Raw genomic sequence first — 16,547 nt, 5'->3', positions numbered from 1 at the left:
CGAGATGACTTCACTCATTGGAACGTCTTTCTCGGATCGAAGGCATCGCGCACCGCCTCGCCGATGAAGATCAGCAGCGAGAGCATGATCGACATGGTGAAGAAGGCCGTCAGGCCGAGCCATGGCGCCTGGAGATTGGCCTTGCCCTGAGCGATCAGCTCACCAAGCGAAGGCGAACCCGGCGGCATGCCGAAGCCCAGGAAATCGAGCGAGGTCAGCGTGGTGATCGAGCCGGAGAGGATGAAGGGCAGGAAGGTCAGCGTCGCCACCATCGCATTCGGCAGCATATGCCGCCACATGATGGTGCGGTTGTTGACGCCGAGCGCGCGCGCAGCCCGGACATATTCAAAATTGCGGGCGCGCAGGAATTCGGCGCGCACGACGCCGACGAAGCCCACCCAGGAGAAGAGCAGCATGATGCCGAGCAGCACGAAGAAGCCGGGCGGCAGGATGGCGGCAATGATCAGCAGGATATAGAGCACCGGCATCGAGGACCATATCTCGATGAAACGCTGGAAGAGCAGGTCCGTCCAGCCGCCGAAATAGCCCTGGACGGCGCCGGCCGTGACACCGATGACGGCCGAGCAGATGGTGAGCGCCAGGCCGAAGAGCACGGAAATGCGGAAACCGTAGATGACGCGGGCGAGCACATCGCGGGCCTGATCGTCCGTGCCGAGCCAGTTGAGATTGCCGAGCCTGCAATCGGGATCGTTGACGCCCTGCGGATAGGCCGAGCAGCGCTCCTCCTTCGACATCAGCCAGAACGGCGGCGTCGGGGCCGAATGCGGAATATTGGAATTGACCGACTGGTAGGAATAGCGGATCGGCGGCCAGATCATCCAGCCATTGGCATTGATCTCATCCGATATGACCGAAGAGCGATAGTCCGTCTCGGCCAGGAAGCCGCCGAATTTTTCCTCGGGATAATTGATGATGACGGGGAAAAGGATCTCGCCCTTGTAGGAGGCGACGATCGGCCTGTCATTGGCGATGAACTCGGCAAAGAGGCTGAGCACGAAGAGGATAAGGAACAGCCAGAGCGACCAGTAGCCGCGCCGGTTCGCCTTGAAGTTCCGCCAGCGGCGGATGTTGGTCGGCGACAGCAAGCCCTTGCGGGGCGGTCGGACGGGTGTCGCCGTCGTCGGGTTTGCGGCGGCATCCATCAGACGTCCCTCCGCTCGAAATCGATGCGCGGATCAATCCATGTGTAGAGCAGATCCGAGATCAGGCCGACGAAGAGGCCGAGCAGCGAGAAGATGTAGAGCGTCGCAAAGACGATCGGGTAATCGCGGTTGACGACCGAGAGGTAACCGAGGCGTCCGAGGCCATCGAGCGAGAAGATGTTCTCGATCAAAAGCGAACCGGTGAAGAAGGCGGAGATGAAGGCGCCGGGGAAACTCGCGATGACGATCAGCATGGCATTGCGGAAAACGTGGCCGTAGAGCACCTGGCGCTCGTTGAGGCCCTTAGCGCGCGCGGTGATAACGTACTGCTTCTTGATCTCGTCGATGAAGGAGTTCTTGGTCAGAAGCGTCGTCGTGGCGAAGGATGCGAGCGACAGCGAGATCAGCGGCAGCGTGAGGTGCCAGAAATAATCGAGCGGCTTCTGCCACCAGGCAAGCTGGTCGAAATTATCGGAGACGAGGCCGCGCAGCGGGAACCAGTCGTAGAACGAGCCGCCGGCGAAAAGCACGATCAGCAGAATACCGAACAGGAAACTCGGCACCGCATAACCGACGACGATGACGCCTGAGGTCCAGACATCGAAGGAGGAGCCGTCTTTGACCGCTTTGCGGATGCCGAGCGGGATGGAGATGGCGTAGGAGAAGATCAGTATCCAGATGCCGAGCGAGATCGAAACCGGCAGCTTTTCCTTGATGAGGTCGAGCACGGAGGTGTTGCGGAAGAAGCTCTCGCCGAAATCGAAGCGGATGTAGTTCCACATCATTTCGCCGAAGCGGGTCAACGGCGGCTTGTCGAAGCCGAACTGTTTCTCCAGCTTGGCGATCAGTTCCGGATCGAGGCCCTGGGCGCCGCGATATTTGGAACTGGCGTCGTCTCCCCCGCCGCGCAGGAGATCGCCGCCGCCGGAGATGCGCTGGTCGGCGCTGTCGGCCTGGCCGGTCAACTGGGCGATCACCTGCTCGACCGGGCCGCCGGGCGCGAATTGAACGACGATGAAAGAAATCGCCATGATGCCGACAATGGTCGGGATCATCAAAAGCAGGCGGCGGAGAATATAGGCGCCCATCAGTTACGAGCCTCCGGGAATATCGTCGCCTGCGCGCCGTCCAATCTAATGCCGTTCAATCTGCCAGCCTTCCTTTGCCGGCTTGTGCCAGCGTCTCATGATTCGCCGATGCCATTTGGAGCGCAGGGCCCCTCGCATTGCAAGCCTGCTCATTTGACTGCCGTGGACCACCAGGCGTCGGGGAAGCCAAGGCTGTAGGCCGGGAACGCCGGCGGTGGCGTCACAGTATTCCAGTAGGCAATCGAATAGGTGTTCCGGTAGAACAGCGGAATGACATAGTGATTGGCAAGCAGCACACGGTCCATCGCCTTAATGGCCGCGACCTGTTCATCGCGGTTGGGGGCAAAAATGATCATGCGAACGAGCGCATCGACGGCCGGATTGGCAATGCCGGCATAGTTGCGCGATCCTTGCTGATTGGCCGATCCCGATCCCCAGTAATCGGCCTGCTCGTTGCCGGGGTTCATGGTCTGGGCCCAGACGTTCCAGATCATGTCGTAATCGAAGCTGCGAGCGCGGTTGGTATATTGCGCCGCATCGACGGTGCGCACCCGTGCGTCGATGCCGATCTTCTTCAGATTGTTGGCATAGGGTACTGCCCAACGCTCCAGCATCGGGCTCGACAGGAGGATCTCGAAACTCATCGGCTGGCCGCTCTTGGCATTGACCATGCGGTTGCCCTTCAAATCCCAGCCTGCCTCCTTTAGCAGGGCGATGGCCTTGCGAAGATTGTCGCGGCTCTTCTGCGGGTCGCCGCCGACGGGATTGCTGTAGGGAGTGGTGAAGATCTCCGGCGGCACCTGATCCTTCAAGCCCTGAAGGATTTCCAGTTCCCGGCCCTCCGGAAGGCCGGACGAGGCAAGTTCGGTGTTCCAGAAATAGCTGTCGATGCGTTTATAGCTGTTGAAGGCGACGGTGCGGTTCAGCTCCTCGAAGTCCAGGCCGTAATTCAGGGCCTCGCGAACCCGCTCGTCCTTAAAAATGTCGCGGCGCATATTCGGAACGAGGGCCTGCATGATCCCGGTGGAACGCAGCGGATTGGGAACGTCCTGCTTCTTGACGCGCCCCTCCTTCACGGCCGGAAAATCATATCCCGTCGCCCAGCGCGCCGCGGTCGTCTCCTGCCAGTAATCGCTGTTTCCGGCCCGGAAAGCCTCGAACTCGACGTCCCGATCGCCATAATAGGTGTAGAGAATGTTGCGGAAATTGTTCTGGCCGACATTCACGTTGAGGTCCTTGCCCCAGTAATCGTCGCGCAACTCATAACGGATCGTGGCGCCGGGTGAGAAGGCGGCGATCTTGTAAGGCCCGGAACCCATGACAGGCTCCAGCGTCGTCTTGGAAATGTCGCGCGGCTTGCCATCCGGCCCCGGCGCTTCCCACCAGTGTTTGGGCACGACGACCAACTGGCCGAGAATGTTGGGCAGCTCGCGATTGTTCTTCTCGTCGAAGGTGAACGTAACGTCCCGCTCGCCCGTCTTTTCCGCCTTGAGGACGTGACGATAATAGTTTCCGGCGAGAGGATTGAGCTCCTTAGTCTTTTCGAGGCTGAAAATCACGTCTTCGGGCGTGACGGGCTGGCCGTCTGCCCATTTCGCTTCCTTGCGAAGGCGGAAGGTCGCGCTGGAAACGTCCGGCGGATAGGAGAGGCCTTCAGCAAGCAGACCGTAGGAGACGAGGAGTTCGTCGTCGGCCGATTTCATCAGCGTGTCGTAAACGAGCGTCAGGCCGACAGCCGCCTCGCCTTTCGCTAGCAGCGGATTGAAAGTGTCGAACGTGCCGCTCGAAGACAGGCGCAGGTCACCGCCTTTCGGGGCATCGGGATTGACGTAGTCGAAATGGGTGAAGCCCGGCTTGTACTTCATCTCGCTGATGACCGAACTGCCGATCTGGAACTGCTGATCCTGAGCCAATACAGCCGCAGGTATACCCAGAAATGCTACCAGCACACTGATTTTCGACCACGAAGCCACCATTCATTCTTCCCCTGTTGTTAGCTTTCTCCGACAATACGAGAAATGCAGGCGAAAAACAGGAAAGACTTTGTTTTTTGCCGGGCTCGCGAATTTGGCCTTACGGTGGAGGTCAGGGCGTCACTTCCTCGAGACGCTTGCGCAGCATGCGCCGCAGCTCTCCGACGATGCGGGGATCGCCGGAACCATCGGGGTCGTTGGCGGCTGCGACGACGATGCGCAGAAGCTCCAGGACGAGGGCGCCCAGGAGATCGACATCGCGCGCGACCGAAGGCTCGGCATTCCTCAAGAGTCCCGTGATGATGTCGCGAAGCTCCGCACGCGATTTCGCCTTGCGCTCCTTGGGCACGTCGCGCCTGGCGGCGAGAACGGGAAATTCCGGATGTTCCTCAAGAAAGCGGCCGAACCGCGTGAAGATAGCATCGCCGATCTCGGCCGCACTGCGGCCGCGGGCTTTCTCCGAGAGCTCGGCGAGGACGCCATTCAACTGCTGCAGGCGGTCGATGTGCAGCGCTTCGGCAAGCAGAAGCTTGGTCGGGAAGAACTGATAGAGCGAGCCTATCGAGGAATTGGCGGCTGCGGCAATCTCCGTCATCGTGGCGGCATCATAGCCTTTTTCGACAAAGACTTTAGCCGCCGCTTCGAGGAGAACGGCGACCCGCTCATGGCCGCGCTGGCGTTTCGGCACACGGGTTTGCGGTCGGGGGGTTGATTTTTGTGAGGCTATCCTCGTATTTACCATTGTGAGGATGCCCTCATATTTCTTACCCCGGAGATTGCCATGTCCCTCTACGATCCCAAGACCACCGCACTCATTTCCATCGACCTGCAGGGCTTCATCGTCAGCCGTCAGCTTGCGCCGCATTCGGCCCAGCAGGTGGTCGAGAATACTGCCGCGATCGCCAGGAAGCTGAAGTCCGAAGGCGGCACGGTGATCCTCGTGACCGTCGGATTCTCCACGGACTATGCCGATGCTGTCAACCAGCCGGTGGACGAACCGGCGGTTTTCCCTCAAGGCGGCCTTCCAGCCGAAGCCCTTGCGGCTCCAGCAGAAATTGCTGCGCTCGAAGCCGATGTGCATATCGTCAAGCATCAGTGGAGCGCCTTTTACGGCACGGAGATGGATCTCCAGCTTCGCCGCCGTGGCATTACGACCGTGATCCTGACGGGGATCGCTACCAATTTCGGCGTCGAAGCAACGATCCGCGATGCCTACGCCCATAATTACGCTGTCATCGCCGTCGAGGACGCGATGAGCACCTTCACCGCCGAAATGCATTCGCTTGCCTGTGAGCGCATCCTGCCGCGCCTTTCGCGTGTGCGCAAAACGGCCGAGGTTCTTTCCAACTGACGATGCTGCCGCGATCCGGCCCCATGGCGGCGTGCCAAATCATCGATTCACCAAAATTGCTTTTCACGGTAGATTCGATGCAAATCACCTTAGAGCGCCGTGCGTCCGTTCGGACGCACAAAGGACGCTCTCATATTTTGAATCGACGCATCAGGCTTTCCGAAAATCGATTTCGATTTTCGGGCCGATGCTGCGGCAGGCAAGGGAATGGCATGGCTTTCGGCTTCGCTCAGGCTTTCAAGATTTTCGGCAAACTGATATTCGCCGGTGCAATGGGCGCGAGCCTTGTCGCCGGCGATGTCGGAGCCGAGCAGAAGACGCCGAGCCCCGGCAGCGCCAAGGCGGTTTTCGGCGCGATGAAATTGCCGACGCAGGGACCGGCACAACCGATCGGTTTCTATGCCAAAGGCTGCATGACGGGTGCCCAAGCGCTGCCGGCAGACGGGCCGACCTGGCAGGCGATGCGGCTTTCGCGCAACCGGCGCTGGGGCAATCCGGCGATGATCTCGCTGATCGAAAAATTTTCGCAGGATGCGCATGACAGAATCGGCTGGCCGGGCATTCTCGTCGGCGATATCGCCCAGCCGCGCGGCGGACCGATGATCAACGGCCATGCCTCACACCAGATCGGCCTCGATGCCGACGTCTGGCTGACGCCGATGCCCTCGCACCGCATGAGCTACGAAGAGCGGGAGAACCTGCCCTTCACTAGCATGCTGCAAAAGGACAAGTTCCTGACCCTCGATCCCAAGGTCTGGAGCGAGCAGCGGGCAGCGCTTCTGATGCTGGCCGCGAGCTATCCGCAGGTCGAGCGCATCTTCGTCAATCCGGCGATCAAGAAGAAAATGTGCGATACCTGGACAGGCGACCGCACCAATCTCGGCAAGCTCAGGCCCGAATACGGACACGATTCGCATTTCCATATCCGCATCAAATGCCCTGTTGGCGCCAAGGGCTGCACGCCGCAGCCGCCCGTCGCCGCCGGCGACGGCTGCGACAAATCCCTTGCCTGGTGGTTCACCAAGGAACCCTGGGCGCCGCCGAAACCGCCGAAGCCCGGTGTAACGCCGAAGCCGCCGCGTGAAGTCATGGTCTCCGACCTGCCGAAGGCCTGCTCTGCCGTTGTCGATGCCCCGTCCATCGCCTCTGCCGAAGCCGGGACCTATGGCGGCCCTTCCGCGGCGAGCGCGCTGACGGCAGTCCCGGCCGCCGCACCACCTGTCGATACCGGCAGCGCGCTTCCTTCCGTCGGCCCGGTCCCAAGCGACAAGCCGGTCGTGCAGTAAGCCAAAACAGGCGGGCGGTTGCGCTGTCTTTCAAATCACAAACGGCTGGTGTAGAAGCGGCCAAATCGATTGAATTACTCGCGCGGAGGGTCCATTCATGGCCGGCGACAAATGCCTCGCATTGATTGCGCATGACCAGAAGAAGGACGAAATGGCGGAGTTTGCCCGCCGCAACAGGGATCTCCTCGCCAAATGGAAAATCGTCGCCACCGGCACGACCGGCGGGCGCGTCCTCGACGCCGCTCCTGACCTTCACGTGACACGGCTCAAGAGCGGCCCGCTCGGCGGCGACCAGCAGATCGGCGCCCTGATCTCGACAGGCGAAGTCAGCGCCCTGATCTTCTTCGTGGACCCGCTGACGCCGATGCCGCATGATGTCGACGTAAAGGCGCTGATGCGGCTTGCAATCGTCTACGACATTCCGATGGCGCTCAACGAGTCGACAGCCGAAAAACTTCTCCCTACCCTTAACGCCTGATCTCTCGGGCACCAGCACGGAACCGGCCATGACTGCATCCTCCACTCCCTTGCCCTTTCCGATCCTGATCGGCGATATTGGCGGCACGAATGCCCGTTTTTCCATCCTGACGGATGCCTATGCGGAGCCGAAGCAGTTTCCGAATGTGCGCACGGCCGATTACGAGAAGATCGACGAGGCGATCCAGAAGGGTGTGCTGGACAAGACATCTGTGCAGCCCCGCGCCGCAATCCTCGCTGTTGCCGGACCGATCAAGGCCGATGAGATCCCGCTGACCAACTGCCCCTGGGTGGTGCGGCCGAAGACGATGATCGAGGGCCTCGGCCTCGTCGATGTGCTCATCGTCAACGATTTCGAAGCACAGGCGCTGGCGATTGCTGCCCTTTCCGACGAGAACCGCGAGCGCATCGGCAACGCTGCGGGCGACATGGTGGCCTCCCGGGTCGTTCTCGGACCCGGCACCGGCCTCGGCGTCGGTGGTCTGGTCCATACCCAGTCGACCTGGATTCCGGTTCCCGGCGAAGGCGGGCATGTCGATCTCGGCCCGCGCAGCAAACGCGACTATGAGATCTTCCCGCATGTCGAGACCATCGAAGGCCGCGTTTCGGCCGAGCAGATCCTCTGCGGCCGCGGCATCGTCAATCTCTACCGCGCCATCTGCGCCGCCGACGGCATCGAGCCGACGATGAGCGATCCGGCAGACATTACGTCGCATGCGCTAGCCGGCAGCGACAAGGTGGCGATCGAAACCGTCTCGCTGTTTGCCACCTATCTCGGCCGCGTGGCAGGCGACATGGCGCTGGTCTTCATGGCCCGCGGCGGCGTGTACCTCTCCGGCGGCATCTCGCAGAAGATCCTTCCGGCGCTGAAAAAACCGGAATTCCGTGCAGCCTTCGAAGACAAGGCGCCGCATTCGGCCCTGCTGCGCACGATTCCGACCTATGTCGTGACGCATCCGCTCGCGGCACTTGCCGGGCTTTCCTCCTATGCGCGCATGCCGGCAAACTTCGGCCTGTCGACGGATGGGCGGCGCTGGCGGGCCTGAGCCTGTCTAGCCAAAGCCACTCCAACTCTTTATAGAGCCGGCGCATATGCGTACCGCGCCTGCGGCACGCAGCCCCGAGACAGGAAGCCTATTTTTGGAAGCCGCCGACAGCAGAAAGCCACACGTCAACAGCGATACCGTCACCGGCATCCTGAAGCGCATCATTGCCGAAAACGGCCGTGACCATCTCTGGCGCTATGTCTTCGCAATCGCCTGCCTTATCGTCGTCGCGCTTTCGACGGCGTTCACCGCCTGGATCATGCGGGCGATCATCGACGAGGCCTTTGCCAACCGGCGTGCGGACGTCGTCTGGATCATCTGTCTTTCCATTTTCATTGCCTTCATGCTGCGCGGCTTTGCGAGCTATGGGCAGGGCGTGGCGCTGTCGCGGATCGGCAACGACATCGTGGCGCGCTACCAGCGGCGTATCTATTCGCATCTTATGACGCTCTCCGTCGGTTATTATAACGAATCCCGCTCCGCCCATATCGCCGCGCAGGTCAGCCAGAACGTGACCGGCATCCGCGATGTACTGAACCTGACGATCACCTCGACGGTGCGCGACCTCCTGACCTTCGTCTCGCTGATCGGCGTCATGGTGCTGCAGGATCCGCTGCTCAGCCTCGCCGTGTTCATCCTGGCGCCGCCGCTGCTTTATGCGCTGCGCTATGTTTCCAAGCGCCTGCGCTCGGCAACCCGCGAGGCGGTCAACCTCAACAGCCACGTTCTCGGCGCAATGCAGGAGACCATCCAGGGCATTTCCATCGTCAAGGCCTTCACGATGGAAGAAGCGCTGGAGAACAAGGTCAACAAGCTGATTTCCGCTGCCGAAGGCCGGGCAAACCGCATTGCCCGGCTTTCCGAGCGCACCTCCCCGCTGACGGAAAGCTTTGCCGGATTTGCCGTTGCAAGCGTGCTCGCCTATGCCGCCTATCGCTCGATCTACCAGAATGTGCCGCCCGGTGCCTTCTTCTCCTTCGTCACGGCGCTGCTGCTCGCCTATGATCCGGCCCGCCGCCTTGCCCGCCTGCAGGTGCAGATGGAGCGCGCCATCGTCAACGCCCGGATGATCTACGAGCTGCTCGACATGGAGCCGCGCCAGCGCGAATTGCCGGATGCAAAGCCGCTTGTGGTGACCGAGGCGAAGATCGAACTGCGCAATGTCTCATTCGCTTATGGCAACGAGAGCGTGCTCGATCACGTGACACTGACGGCCGAGGGCGGAAAGACGACGGCCCTCGTCGGCCCTTCCGGTGCAGGAAAATCCACAGTCATCAGCCTCATTCCGCGCTTCTACGACCCGCGGGAAGGCCAGATCCTGATCGACGGGCAGGACATCGCCCATGTGACCAAGCAGTCGTTGCGCCGGCAGCTCGCCTATGTTTCGCAGCAACCCTACCTCTTCGAAGGCACGATCCGGGACAATATCCGTTACGGCCGTCCGGAGGCGACGGACGATGAAATCGAGAAGGCGGCACGTCTTGCCTATGCGCATGACTTCATCGTCGCACAGCCGCAGGGCTACGATACGCCCGTCGGCGAAAACGGCGTGACGCTGTCCGGCGGCCAGCGCCAGCGGCTGTCGATCGCCCGCGCCCTGGTACGCAACGCGCCGATCCTGCTTCTCGACGAGGCAACCTCGGCGCTCGATACGGAATCGGAAGCTGCCGTGCAGAAGGCGCTCGACGAGGCTATGACTGGCCGCACGGTCGTCGTCATCGCTCACCGGCTTTCGACCGTTGTGCGCGCCGACAAGATCATCGTCATGCAGCAGGGCCGCGTCGTCGAAGAAGGCAATCACGAGACGCTTGCGAAGGTCAGCGACGGACTTTACGCTCGCCTCAACAATCTGCAGAGGCCTTCGGCTTCTGATTCATTTTGATCGGGATGACGGACTGAGATGAGCGACGCTGCGATGAAACTGGTTGTGGTCGGAGCGGCGGGACGTATGGGGCAGACGCTCATCCGTCTCATCCATTCCATCGAGGGCGTGACGCTGCATGCAGCTGTCGCGCGGCCGGGCTCCCCCTTCGTCGGCAAGGATGCCGGTGAAGTCGCCGGTCTCGGCACCAATGGTGTCATCATCGGCGACGATCCCTTGGCTGGGTTCCTTCACGCCGAGGGCGTGCTGGACTTCACATCTCCCGCCACATCAGTGGAATTTGCCGGACTGGCGGCGCAGGCGCGCATCGTCCATATCGTCGGCACGACCGGCTGCTCCGATGAGCACAACGCGAAGATCGCGGCTGCCGCGCGCCATGCCCGCATCGTCCAGTCGGGCAATATGAGCCTCGGGGTCAATCTGCTCAGCGTCTTCGTGCAGCAGGCCGCACAGGCACTCGATCCCGCAGACTGGGATATCGAAGTTCTCGAAATGCATCACAAGCGCAAGGTCGACGCGCCCTCTGGTACGGCATTGCTTCTCGGCGAGGCGGCAGCGAAGGGCCGCAACATCGATCTCGGCTCGAAATCCGTGCGCGTGCGTGACGGCCATACGGGTGCGCGGGAAGCCGGAACGATCGGCTTTGCGACGCTGCGCGGCGGCTCCGTCATCGGCGAGCATTCCGTGCTCTTTGCCGGCGAAGGCGAGACCGTCACCCTGTCGCACAGCGCAACCGACCGGTCGATTTTCGCGCGCGGCGCGATCAAGGCAGCACTGTGGGCGCGCGACAAGAAACCGGGGCTCTATTCCATGCTCGATGTTCTCGGGCTTTCTTCCCATTGACCATTTCTCGGAGGCATTTTTCATGAGCGGTACCCTCGTCCTCGTTCGCCATGGGCAGAGCGACTGGAATCTCAAGAATCTCTTCACCGGCTGGAAAGACCCCGATTTGACCGAGCTCGGCATCCAGGAAGCGACAGCCGGCGGCCAGGCGCTTGCCGATTACGGCATCAAGTTCGATATCGCCTTCACCTCCGCACTGGTGCGCGCGCAGCACACGCTGAAGCTCGTCCTCGACAAAGTTGGCCAGCCGGATCTCGAGACGATCCGCGACCAGGCGCTGAACGAACGCGACTACGGCGATCTCTCCGGCCTCAACAAGGACGATGCCCGCGCCAAGTGGGGCGAAGAGCAGGTGCATATCTGGCGCCGCTCCTACGACGTTCCGCCTCCGGGCGGCGAAAGCCTGCGCGACACCGGCGCCCGCGTCTGGCCGTACTACCTCACGGAAATCCTTCCGCGCGTGCTGCGCGGCGAAAAGGTGCTGGTTGCCGCACACGGCAATTCGCTGCGTTCGCTCGTCATGGTTCTCGACCGCCTCACCCGCGAGCAGGTTCTGTCGCTCAATCTCGCGACTGGCGTGCCAATGGTCTACAAGCTGAAGGCAGATTCCACCGTCGCTTCCAAGGAAGTGCTCGGCGATATGTCCGGCGCGCACTGAGCGCGAGCAGTCACGGATAAAGTCAAAGGCCGGGCTCGCATGCCTGGCCTTTTTGCTTTCGGCTTCAGTTCTCGATGGTGAACTGGACGCGATCGGCGGCAAAGCGGCTGATCGAATATTGCACCGGCACGCCCTCCAGATCGGTGTTCATCGCCTTGGTGATCAACAGCACCGCGCCCGGCGTCAGGCCCAGATCGGCAATATCGGCGGAATCGGCGTGAGCGGCAGTGATCTCCGTCGTGGCGCGTACATAGTCTGACAGGCCGAGGGCAGCAAAGGCCTTAGTGATGGATCCCGCCATCCGGTAGGCTTGCCCGATATCGGCAAAGCGCGCGGCCGGGAACCAGCTCGTGGCCCGAGAAACCGGACGTTTATCCGCTTCGCGCACCGTTTCCAGCCGGATCACCGGCGTGCCTTGCTCCAGGTGCAGCCAGCGGGCTACCTCTGAATCCGCCTCCTCCTCGGCATGGCCAAGCAGGAGCGCGCGCGTCTCGCGCGCCTGATCCCGGATACCATCGGTGAAACGGGTACGGCGGCTGATCGGAAAATTCAGGCGCTCCTTGCGTTCTATCAGCGTGCCGCGACCCTGCACCGCGCGAACGATGCCCTCCTGCGCAAGGGCTGCAAGTGCACTCCGCACGGTATGCCTGTTGACGCCGAATTGCAGCGCCAGAACGGTTTCCGGCGGCACCATGCCCGTTTCGTCGTAAGCGCCACGGCTGATCGCCTCGCGGATCCTGTCGGCGATCTGGCGCCAGAGCGCCACGCCCGTCTGACGCTGCACCTGCTTTATTCCTGCCATTGCACCCCTGCCAACTCATTTTCGGCCCGGCGAACTTCGGTAGCGCCGTGTCACACGCTTGTCACCTCGCCGATTTAGGGATAGGTATATCTTGTATGGTTGTCTATATCAATAGACATTTTCCGAGGAACAGATGATGACGGCAGCGGAGAAGACGGAAGCTGCGGCGCGAACGGAAGGCGGGCGTAAGCGCGCCGTCGACCTGCTCGCGCGCGCCGAGACACAGGAATTGCTGGCGGCCTGGGAGGCGCTTGCCGAACAGCCGGTGGTGCAGCCGATGCGCGGCCCGGAGACCGGCCTCGTCATGGTTCGCGGCCGCATCGGCGGCGGCGGTGCGCCCTTCAATCTCGGCGAAGTGACGGTGACGCGCGCGACGGTGCGGCTTGCCTCCGGCTCGGTCGGTCACGCTCAGGCGCTCGGCACCGACCGCGAGAAGGCAAGGCTTTCGGCGATCTTCGATGCGCTCTGGCAGGAAGAAGCAACCAAGGGTTTCGTCGAGGAAAGGCTGCTTTCGCCGATCGCCCGGCGAATCGCCGACGATAACAATCGCAAGGCGGAAGAAACGGCTGCGACCCGCGTCGACTTCTTCACCATGGTGCGGGGAGAAGACTGATGCGTGCCAAGACCGATGTTCTGACCGGCGGCTTTGCCGAACCCGTCTTCCAGGCCCAGAGCGTGTTCAAGATGCTGATGGACGGCATGGCCCGGCCCGGAACGATTAAGACCGTCATTCCTGATGTGGTGCCGCCTGCGCCGCTCGGCGTTGCCGCCGGCGCGATCGGGCTGACGCTTTGCGACCATGACACCCCGGTCTGGCTTTCCGCTGGGCTTGCCAAGTCGGGCGTTTCGGAATGGCTCGGCTTTCATGCCGGCGCACCTCTGACCACCGAAAAGGCAGAAGCGCGCTTTGCGTTCGTCGAAACCGGGATGACGCTTTCCACCTTCGGTCTGTTTGCTGCAGGCACTCAGGAATATCCCGATCGTTCCACGACTATCGTAATTGAACTTGCCGGTCTCGAAGGCGGTCGCCGGCTCGCTTTGATGGGCCCGGGCATTCAGAGCGTGGCAGAGATCGCGCCTGTCGGACTGCCGGAAACCTTCCTGCGCCTCTGGACGGAAAACCGTGCGCTCTTCCCGCGCGGCGTCGACATCGTGCTGACGGCAGGCAAGCGTTTCCTCTGCCTGCCGCGCACCACCAAGATCACAGCAACGGAGATTTGAGCTCATGTATGTTGCCGTCAAGGGTGGCGAGGCCGCCATCGCCAATGCCCACCGCCTGCTCGCCGACCGCCGGCGAGGCGACCGCTCCGTGCCGGCCCTCGGTATCGAGCAGATCGTCGAACAGCTGGCGCTCGCCGTCGATCGCGTCATGGCGGAAGCCTCGCTCTACGACCGCACGCTGGCAGCGCTTGCCGTACGCCAGTCGCGCGGCGATATGATCGAGGCGATCTTCCTCTTGCGCGCCTATCGCACGACGCTGCCGCGCTTCGGTTATTCGAAACCGCTCGATACCGGCAACATGCAGATCGAGCGCCGCATTTCCGCCACCTACAAGGATCTTCCGGGCGGCCAGCTGCTCGGCCCGACCTTCGATTATACGCACCGTCTGCTCGATCCCTCGCTGCTTTCGGACGAGGCCGTAGAAGAGCCGGTGCAGCGCGAGGCGGAGAGCGGCCGCGTCATGCGCGTTTCCGAGATCCTCGGCCAGGAAGGGCTGATCGAGGACGATGGCGAGCTTCCCGAGGATCACGGGACGGGCGACCTGACACGTGAGCCGATGGAATTCCCGATGACCCGCGATCTTCGACTGCAGGCGCTTGCCCGCGGCGACGAAGGCTTCCTGCTGGCGCTCGGCTATTCCACCCAGCGCGGCTACGGCCGCAACCACCCGTTCACCGGCGAAATCCGCATCGGCGAGGTTGAGGTGGAATTCGACGTGCCGGAGCTCGGCTTTGCCGTCTCTCTGGGACCGATCCAGCTCACCGAATGCCAGATGGTCAACCAGTTCAAGGGCTCGGCCAAGGCCCCGCCGCAGTTCACCCGCGGCTATGGCCTCGTCTTCGGCCAGAGCGAGCGCAAGGCAATGGCCATGTCGCTGGTGGATCGCGCATTGCGGGCTGAAGAGCTCGGCGAGGACATCACCGCGCCCGCGCAGGACGAGGAATTCGTCATTTCCCATTCCGACAATGTGCAGGCAACCGGCTTCGTCGAGCACCTGAAGCTTCCGCATTACGTGGACTTCCAGGCCGAACTCGACCTCGTCCGCCGCATGCGCCGCGATTTCGAAGCCGCCCGCAACAGCGACGAGGCCCAAAAGGAGGCCGCCGAATGAGTGATCTCGCCACCTATAATTTCGCCTATCTCGATGAAGAGACCAAGCGCATGATACGCCGCGCGATCCTGAAGGCGATCGCCATTCCGGGCTATCAGGTGCCCTTTGCCAGCAGGGAAATGCCGATGCCTTACGGGTGGGGCACCGGCGGCGTACAGGTAACGGCCTCGATCATCGGACCCGAGGACGTTCTCAAGGTGATCGACCAAGGCGCCGACGACACGACGAACGCCGTCTCCATCCGCGCCTTCTTCCAAAAGGTCGCCAATGTCGCTGTGACGACCCACACCAAGGATGCGACGATCATCCAGACGCGCCACCGTATCCCCGAAGAGAAACTCGGGCCAGGCCAGGTGCTCGTCTATCAGGTGCCGATCCCGGAACCGCTGCGCTTCCTCGAACCGCGCGAAACCGAGACGCGCAAGATGCATGCGCTGGAAGAATATGGCCTCATGCATGTCAAGCTCTACGAGGATATCGCCCGTAACGGCCGCATCGCCACGACCTACGACTATCCGGTCAAGGTCAATGGCCGCTACGTGATGGACCCATCGCCGACGCCGAAATTCGACAATCCGAAAATGCACATGTCGGACGCGCTGCAGCTCTTCGGCGCCGGCCGCGAAAAGCGCATCTATGCCGTGCCTCCCTATACCCAGGTCGTCAGCCTCGATTTCGAAGACCATCCTTTCGAGATCCAGCGCTTCGGCAAGCCCTGTGCGCTCTGCGGGGCAGAGGACGTCTACCTCGACGAGGTGATCCTCGACGACAAGGGCGGGCGCATGTTCGTCTGCTCCGACACCGACCATTGCGAAGACCGCCGGGCACACGGACATGCCGGCGAAATGCTGGCCCGGGAGGCTGCAGAATGACCGATACACCGCTTCTCAAAGTCAACGACCTCTCGAAGTTCTACGGCAGCCGCATCGGCTGCCGGAACGTCTCCTTCGAGCTCTGGCCGGGCGAAGTGCTCGCCATCGTCGGCGAATCCGGCTCCGGCAAGACGACGCTGCTGAACTGCATTTCCACCCGGCTGATGCCGACCACCGGCAGCGTCGAATATCACATGCGCGACGGCAGCTACCGCGACCTCTACCACATGAACGAGGCCGAACGCCGCTTCCTGATGCGCACCGATTGGGGCTTCGTGCATCAGAACCCGGCCGACGGGCTGCGTATGAGGGTGTCTGCCGGCGCCAATGTCGGCGAACGCCTGATGGCGATCGGCGACCGGCACTACGGCAAGATCCGTTCCACCGCCATCGACTGGCTGGAGCGCGTCGAGATCGACGCCGACCGCATCGATGACCAGCCGCGGGCCTTTTCCGGCGGCATGCGCCAGCGCCTGCAGATCGCCCGCAATCTGGTGACCGGCCCGCGCCTCGTCTTCATGGACGAGCCGACCGGCGGGCTCGACGTCTCGGTGCAGGCGCGTCTGCTCGATCTGGTGCGCGGCCTCGTCAACGATCTCGGGCTGTCGGCCATCATCGTCACCCACGACCTCGCCGTCGCCCGCCTTCTCTCCCACCGCATGATGGTGATGAAGGATGGCTTCGTCATCGAGCAGGGCCTGACCGACCGCGTGCTGGATGACCCACGCGAGCCCTATACGCAGCTCCTCGTTTCCTCGATCCTGCAGGTTTAAG

17 protein-coding genes are annotated in these 16,547 nt (G+C 62.1%); 12 read left to right on the top strand and 5 right to left on the bottom strand.

Annotated elements, in window-relative coordinates:
- Positions 1-14: 14 nt before the first annotated feature.
- From FHX15_RS04935 to FHX15_RS04920, 4 genes are all read right to left on the bottom strand, one after another.
- Positions 15-1,163, bottom strand: coding sequence for an ABC transporter permease (locus FHX15_RS04935; protein WP_184394242.1), 1,149 nt, complete (start codon positions 1,161-1,163; stop codon positions 15-17).
- Entirely contained in the window at positions 1,163-2,251 is a 1,089-nt protein-coding gene (locus FHX15_RS04930; protein WP_184394240.1) for a microcin C ABC transporter permease YejB, read from the bottom strand. The genes FHX15_RS04935 and FHX15_RS04930 overlap by 1 nt, the downstream gene beginning before the upstream one ends.
- Positions 2,252-2,400: 149 nt before the next feature.
- A complete protein-coding gene (locus tag FHX15_RS04925) occupies positions 2,401-4,227 on the bottom strand; it encodes an extracellular solute-binding protein (protein WP_184394238.1) in 1,827 nt (608 codons plus the stop codon).
- Between the two features lie 109 nt (positions 4,228-4,336).
- Entirely contained in the window at positions 4,337-4,966 is a 630-nt protein-coding gene (locus FHX15_RS04920; protein WP_184394237.1) for a TetR/AcrR family transcriptional regulator, read from the bottom strand.
- Positions 4,967-5,005: 39 nt separating this feature from the next.
- On the opposite strand from FHX15_RS04920, the gene FHX15_RS04915 reads away from it, so the two are divergent.
- The 7 genes from FHX15_RS04915 (at position 5,006) to FHX15_RS04885 (ending at position 11,767) form a co-directional block, all read left to right on the top strand.
- Complete coding sequence (locus FHX15_RS04915; protein ID WP_184394235.1) at positions 5,006-5,575, top strand: hydrolase; 570 nt, start codon at positions 5,006-5,008, stop codon at positions 5,573-5,575.
- A 212-nt stretch (positions 5,576-5,787) separates the two neighbouring features.
- Positions 5,788-6,861: a penicillin-insensitive murein endopeptidase gene (mepA, locus tag FHX15_RS04910; protein WP_184394233.1), complete on the top strand. Its 1,074-nt coding sequence runs from the start codon at positions 5,788-5,790 to the stop codon at positions 6,859-6,861.
- Positions 6,862-6,958: 97 nt separating this feature from the next.
- On the top strand, positions 6,959-7,339 hold the full coding sequence (locus FHX15_RS04905) for a methylglyoxal synthase (RefSeq protein ID WP_184394231.1): 381 nt from the start codon (positions 6,959-6,961) through the stop codon (positions 7,337-7,339).
- 28 nt (positions 7,340-7,367) lie between these two features.
- The gene (locus tag FHX15_RS04900; RefSeq protein WP_184394229.1) at positions 7,368-8,384 is read left to right on the top strand and encodes a glucokinase; all 1,017 of its coding nucleotides are present in this window, start codon (positions 7,368-7,370) and stop codon (positions 8,382-8,384) included.
- 94 nt (positions 8,385-8,478) lie between these two features.
- Positions 8,479-10,266 carry an ABC transporter ATP-binding protein gene (locus FHX15_RS04895; RefSeq protein WP_184394228.1) on the top strand — a complete coding sequence of 596 codons (1,788 nt, stop codon included), beginning with the start codon at positions 8,479-8,481 and terminating at the stop codon, positions 10,264-10,266.
- 18 nt (positions 10,267-10,284) lie between these two features.
- Positions 10,285-11,109, top strand: a complete 825-nt coding sequence (gene dapB, locus FHX15_RS04890; RefSeq protein WP_184394226.1) for a 4-hydroxy-tetrahydrodipicolinate reductase — start codon at positions 10,285-10,287, stop codon at positions 11,107-11,109.
- A gap of 22 nt (positions 11,110-11,131) precedes the next feature.
- Positions 11,132-11,767 (top strand): 2,3-bisphosphoglycerate-dependent phosphoglycerate mutase, encoded by a 636-nt coding sequence (locus FHX15_RS04885; protein ID WP_184394224.1) that lies wholly within the window; start codon positions 11,132-11,134, stop codon positions 11,765-11,767.
- A gap of 64 nt (positions 11,768-11,831) precedes the next feature.
- Here FHX15_RS04885 and phnF read toward each other — a convergent pair whose 3' ends face one another.
- The gene (gene phnF, locus FHX15_RS04880; RefSeq protein ID WP_184394222.1) at positions 11,832-12,569 is read right to left on the bottom strand and encodes a phosphonate metabolism transcriptional regulator PhnF; all 738 of its coding nucleotides are present in this window, start codon (positions 12,567-12,569) and stop codon (positions 11,832-11,834) included.
- A gap of 136 nt (positions 12,570-12,705) precedes the next feature.
- On the opposite strand from phnF, the gene phnG reads away from it, so the two are divergent.
- From phnG to phnK, 5 genes are read left to right on the top strand one after another with little or no spacing between them, the layout of a single operon-like run.
- Positions 12,706-13,182 (top strand): phosphonate C-P lyase system protein PhnG, encoded by a 477-nt coding sequence (phnG, locus tag FHX15_RS04875; RefSeq protein WP_184395328.1) that lies wholly within the window; start codon positions 12,706-12,708, stop codon positions 13,180-13,182.
- Positions 13,182-13,790, top strand: a complete 609-nt coding sequence (gene phnH, locus FHX15_RS04870; protein WP_184394220.1) for a phosphonate C-P lyase system protein PhnH — start codon at positions 13,182-13,184, stop codon at positions 13,788-13,790. The genes phnG and phnH overlap by 1 nt, the downstream gene beginning before the upstream one ends.
- Positions 13,791-13,794: 4 nt before the next feature.
- A complete protein-coding gene (locus tag FHX15_RS04865; protein WP_184394218.1) occupies positions 13,795-14,901 on the top strand; it encodes a carbon-phosphorus lyase complex subunit PhnI in 1,107 nt (368 codons plus the stop codon).
- The gene (locus FHX15_RS04860; RefSeq protein ID WP_184394217.1) at positions 14,898-15,773 is read left to right on the top strand and encodes an alpha-D-ribose 1-methylphosphonate 5-phosphate C-P-lyase PhnJ; all 876 of its coding nucleotides are present in this window, start codon (positions 14,898-14,900) and stop codon (positions 15,771-15,773) included. Before FHX15_RS04865 ends, FHX15_RS04860 begins: the two co-directional genes overlap by 4 nt.
- Positions 15,770-16,546: a phosphonate C-P lyase system protein PhnK gene (gene phnK / locus FHX15_RS04855; protein ID WP_184394214.1), complete on the top strand. Its 777-nt coding sequence runs from the start codon at positions 15,770-15,772 to the stop codon at positions 16,544-16,546. Before FHX15_RS04860 ends, phnK begins: the two co-directional genes overlap by 4 nt.
- Position 16,547 lies beyond the last annotated feature (1 nt).

This window comes from Rhizobium sp. BK650, from assembly GCF_014195325.1.
GTDB lineage: Bacteria > Pseudomonadota > Alphaproteobacteria > Rhizobiales > Rhizobiaceae > Rhizobium.
The sequence above is the reverse complement of the archived record's forward strand: the minus strand, read 5'-3'. Positions and strand labels throughout refer to the sequence as shown.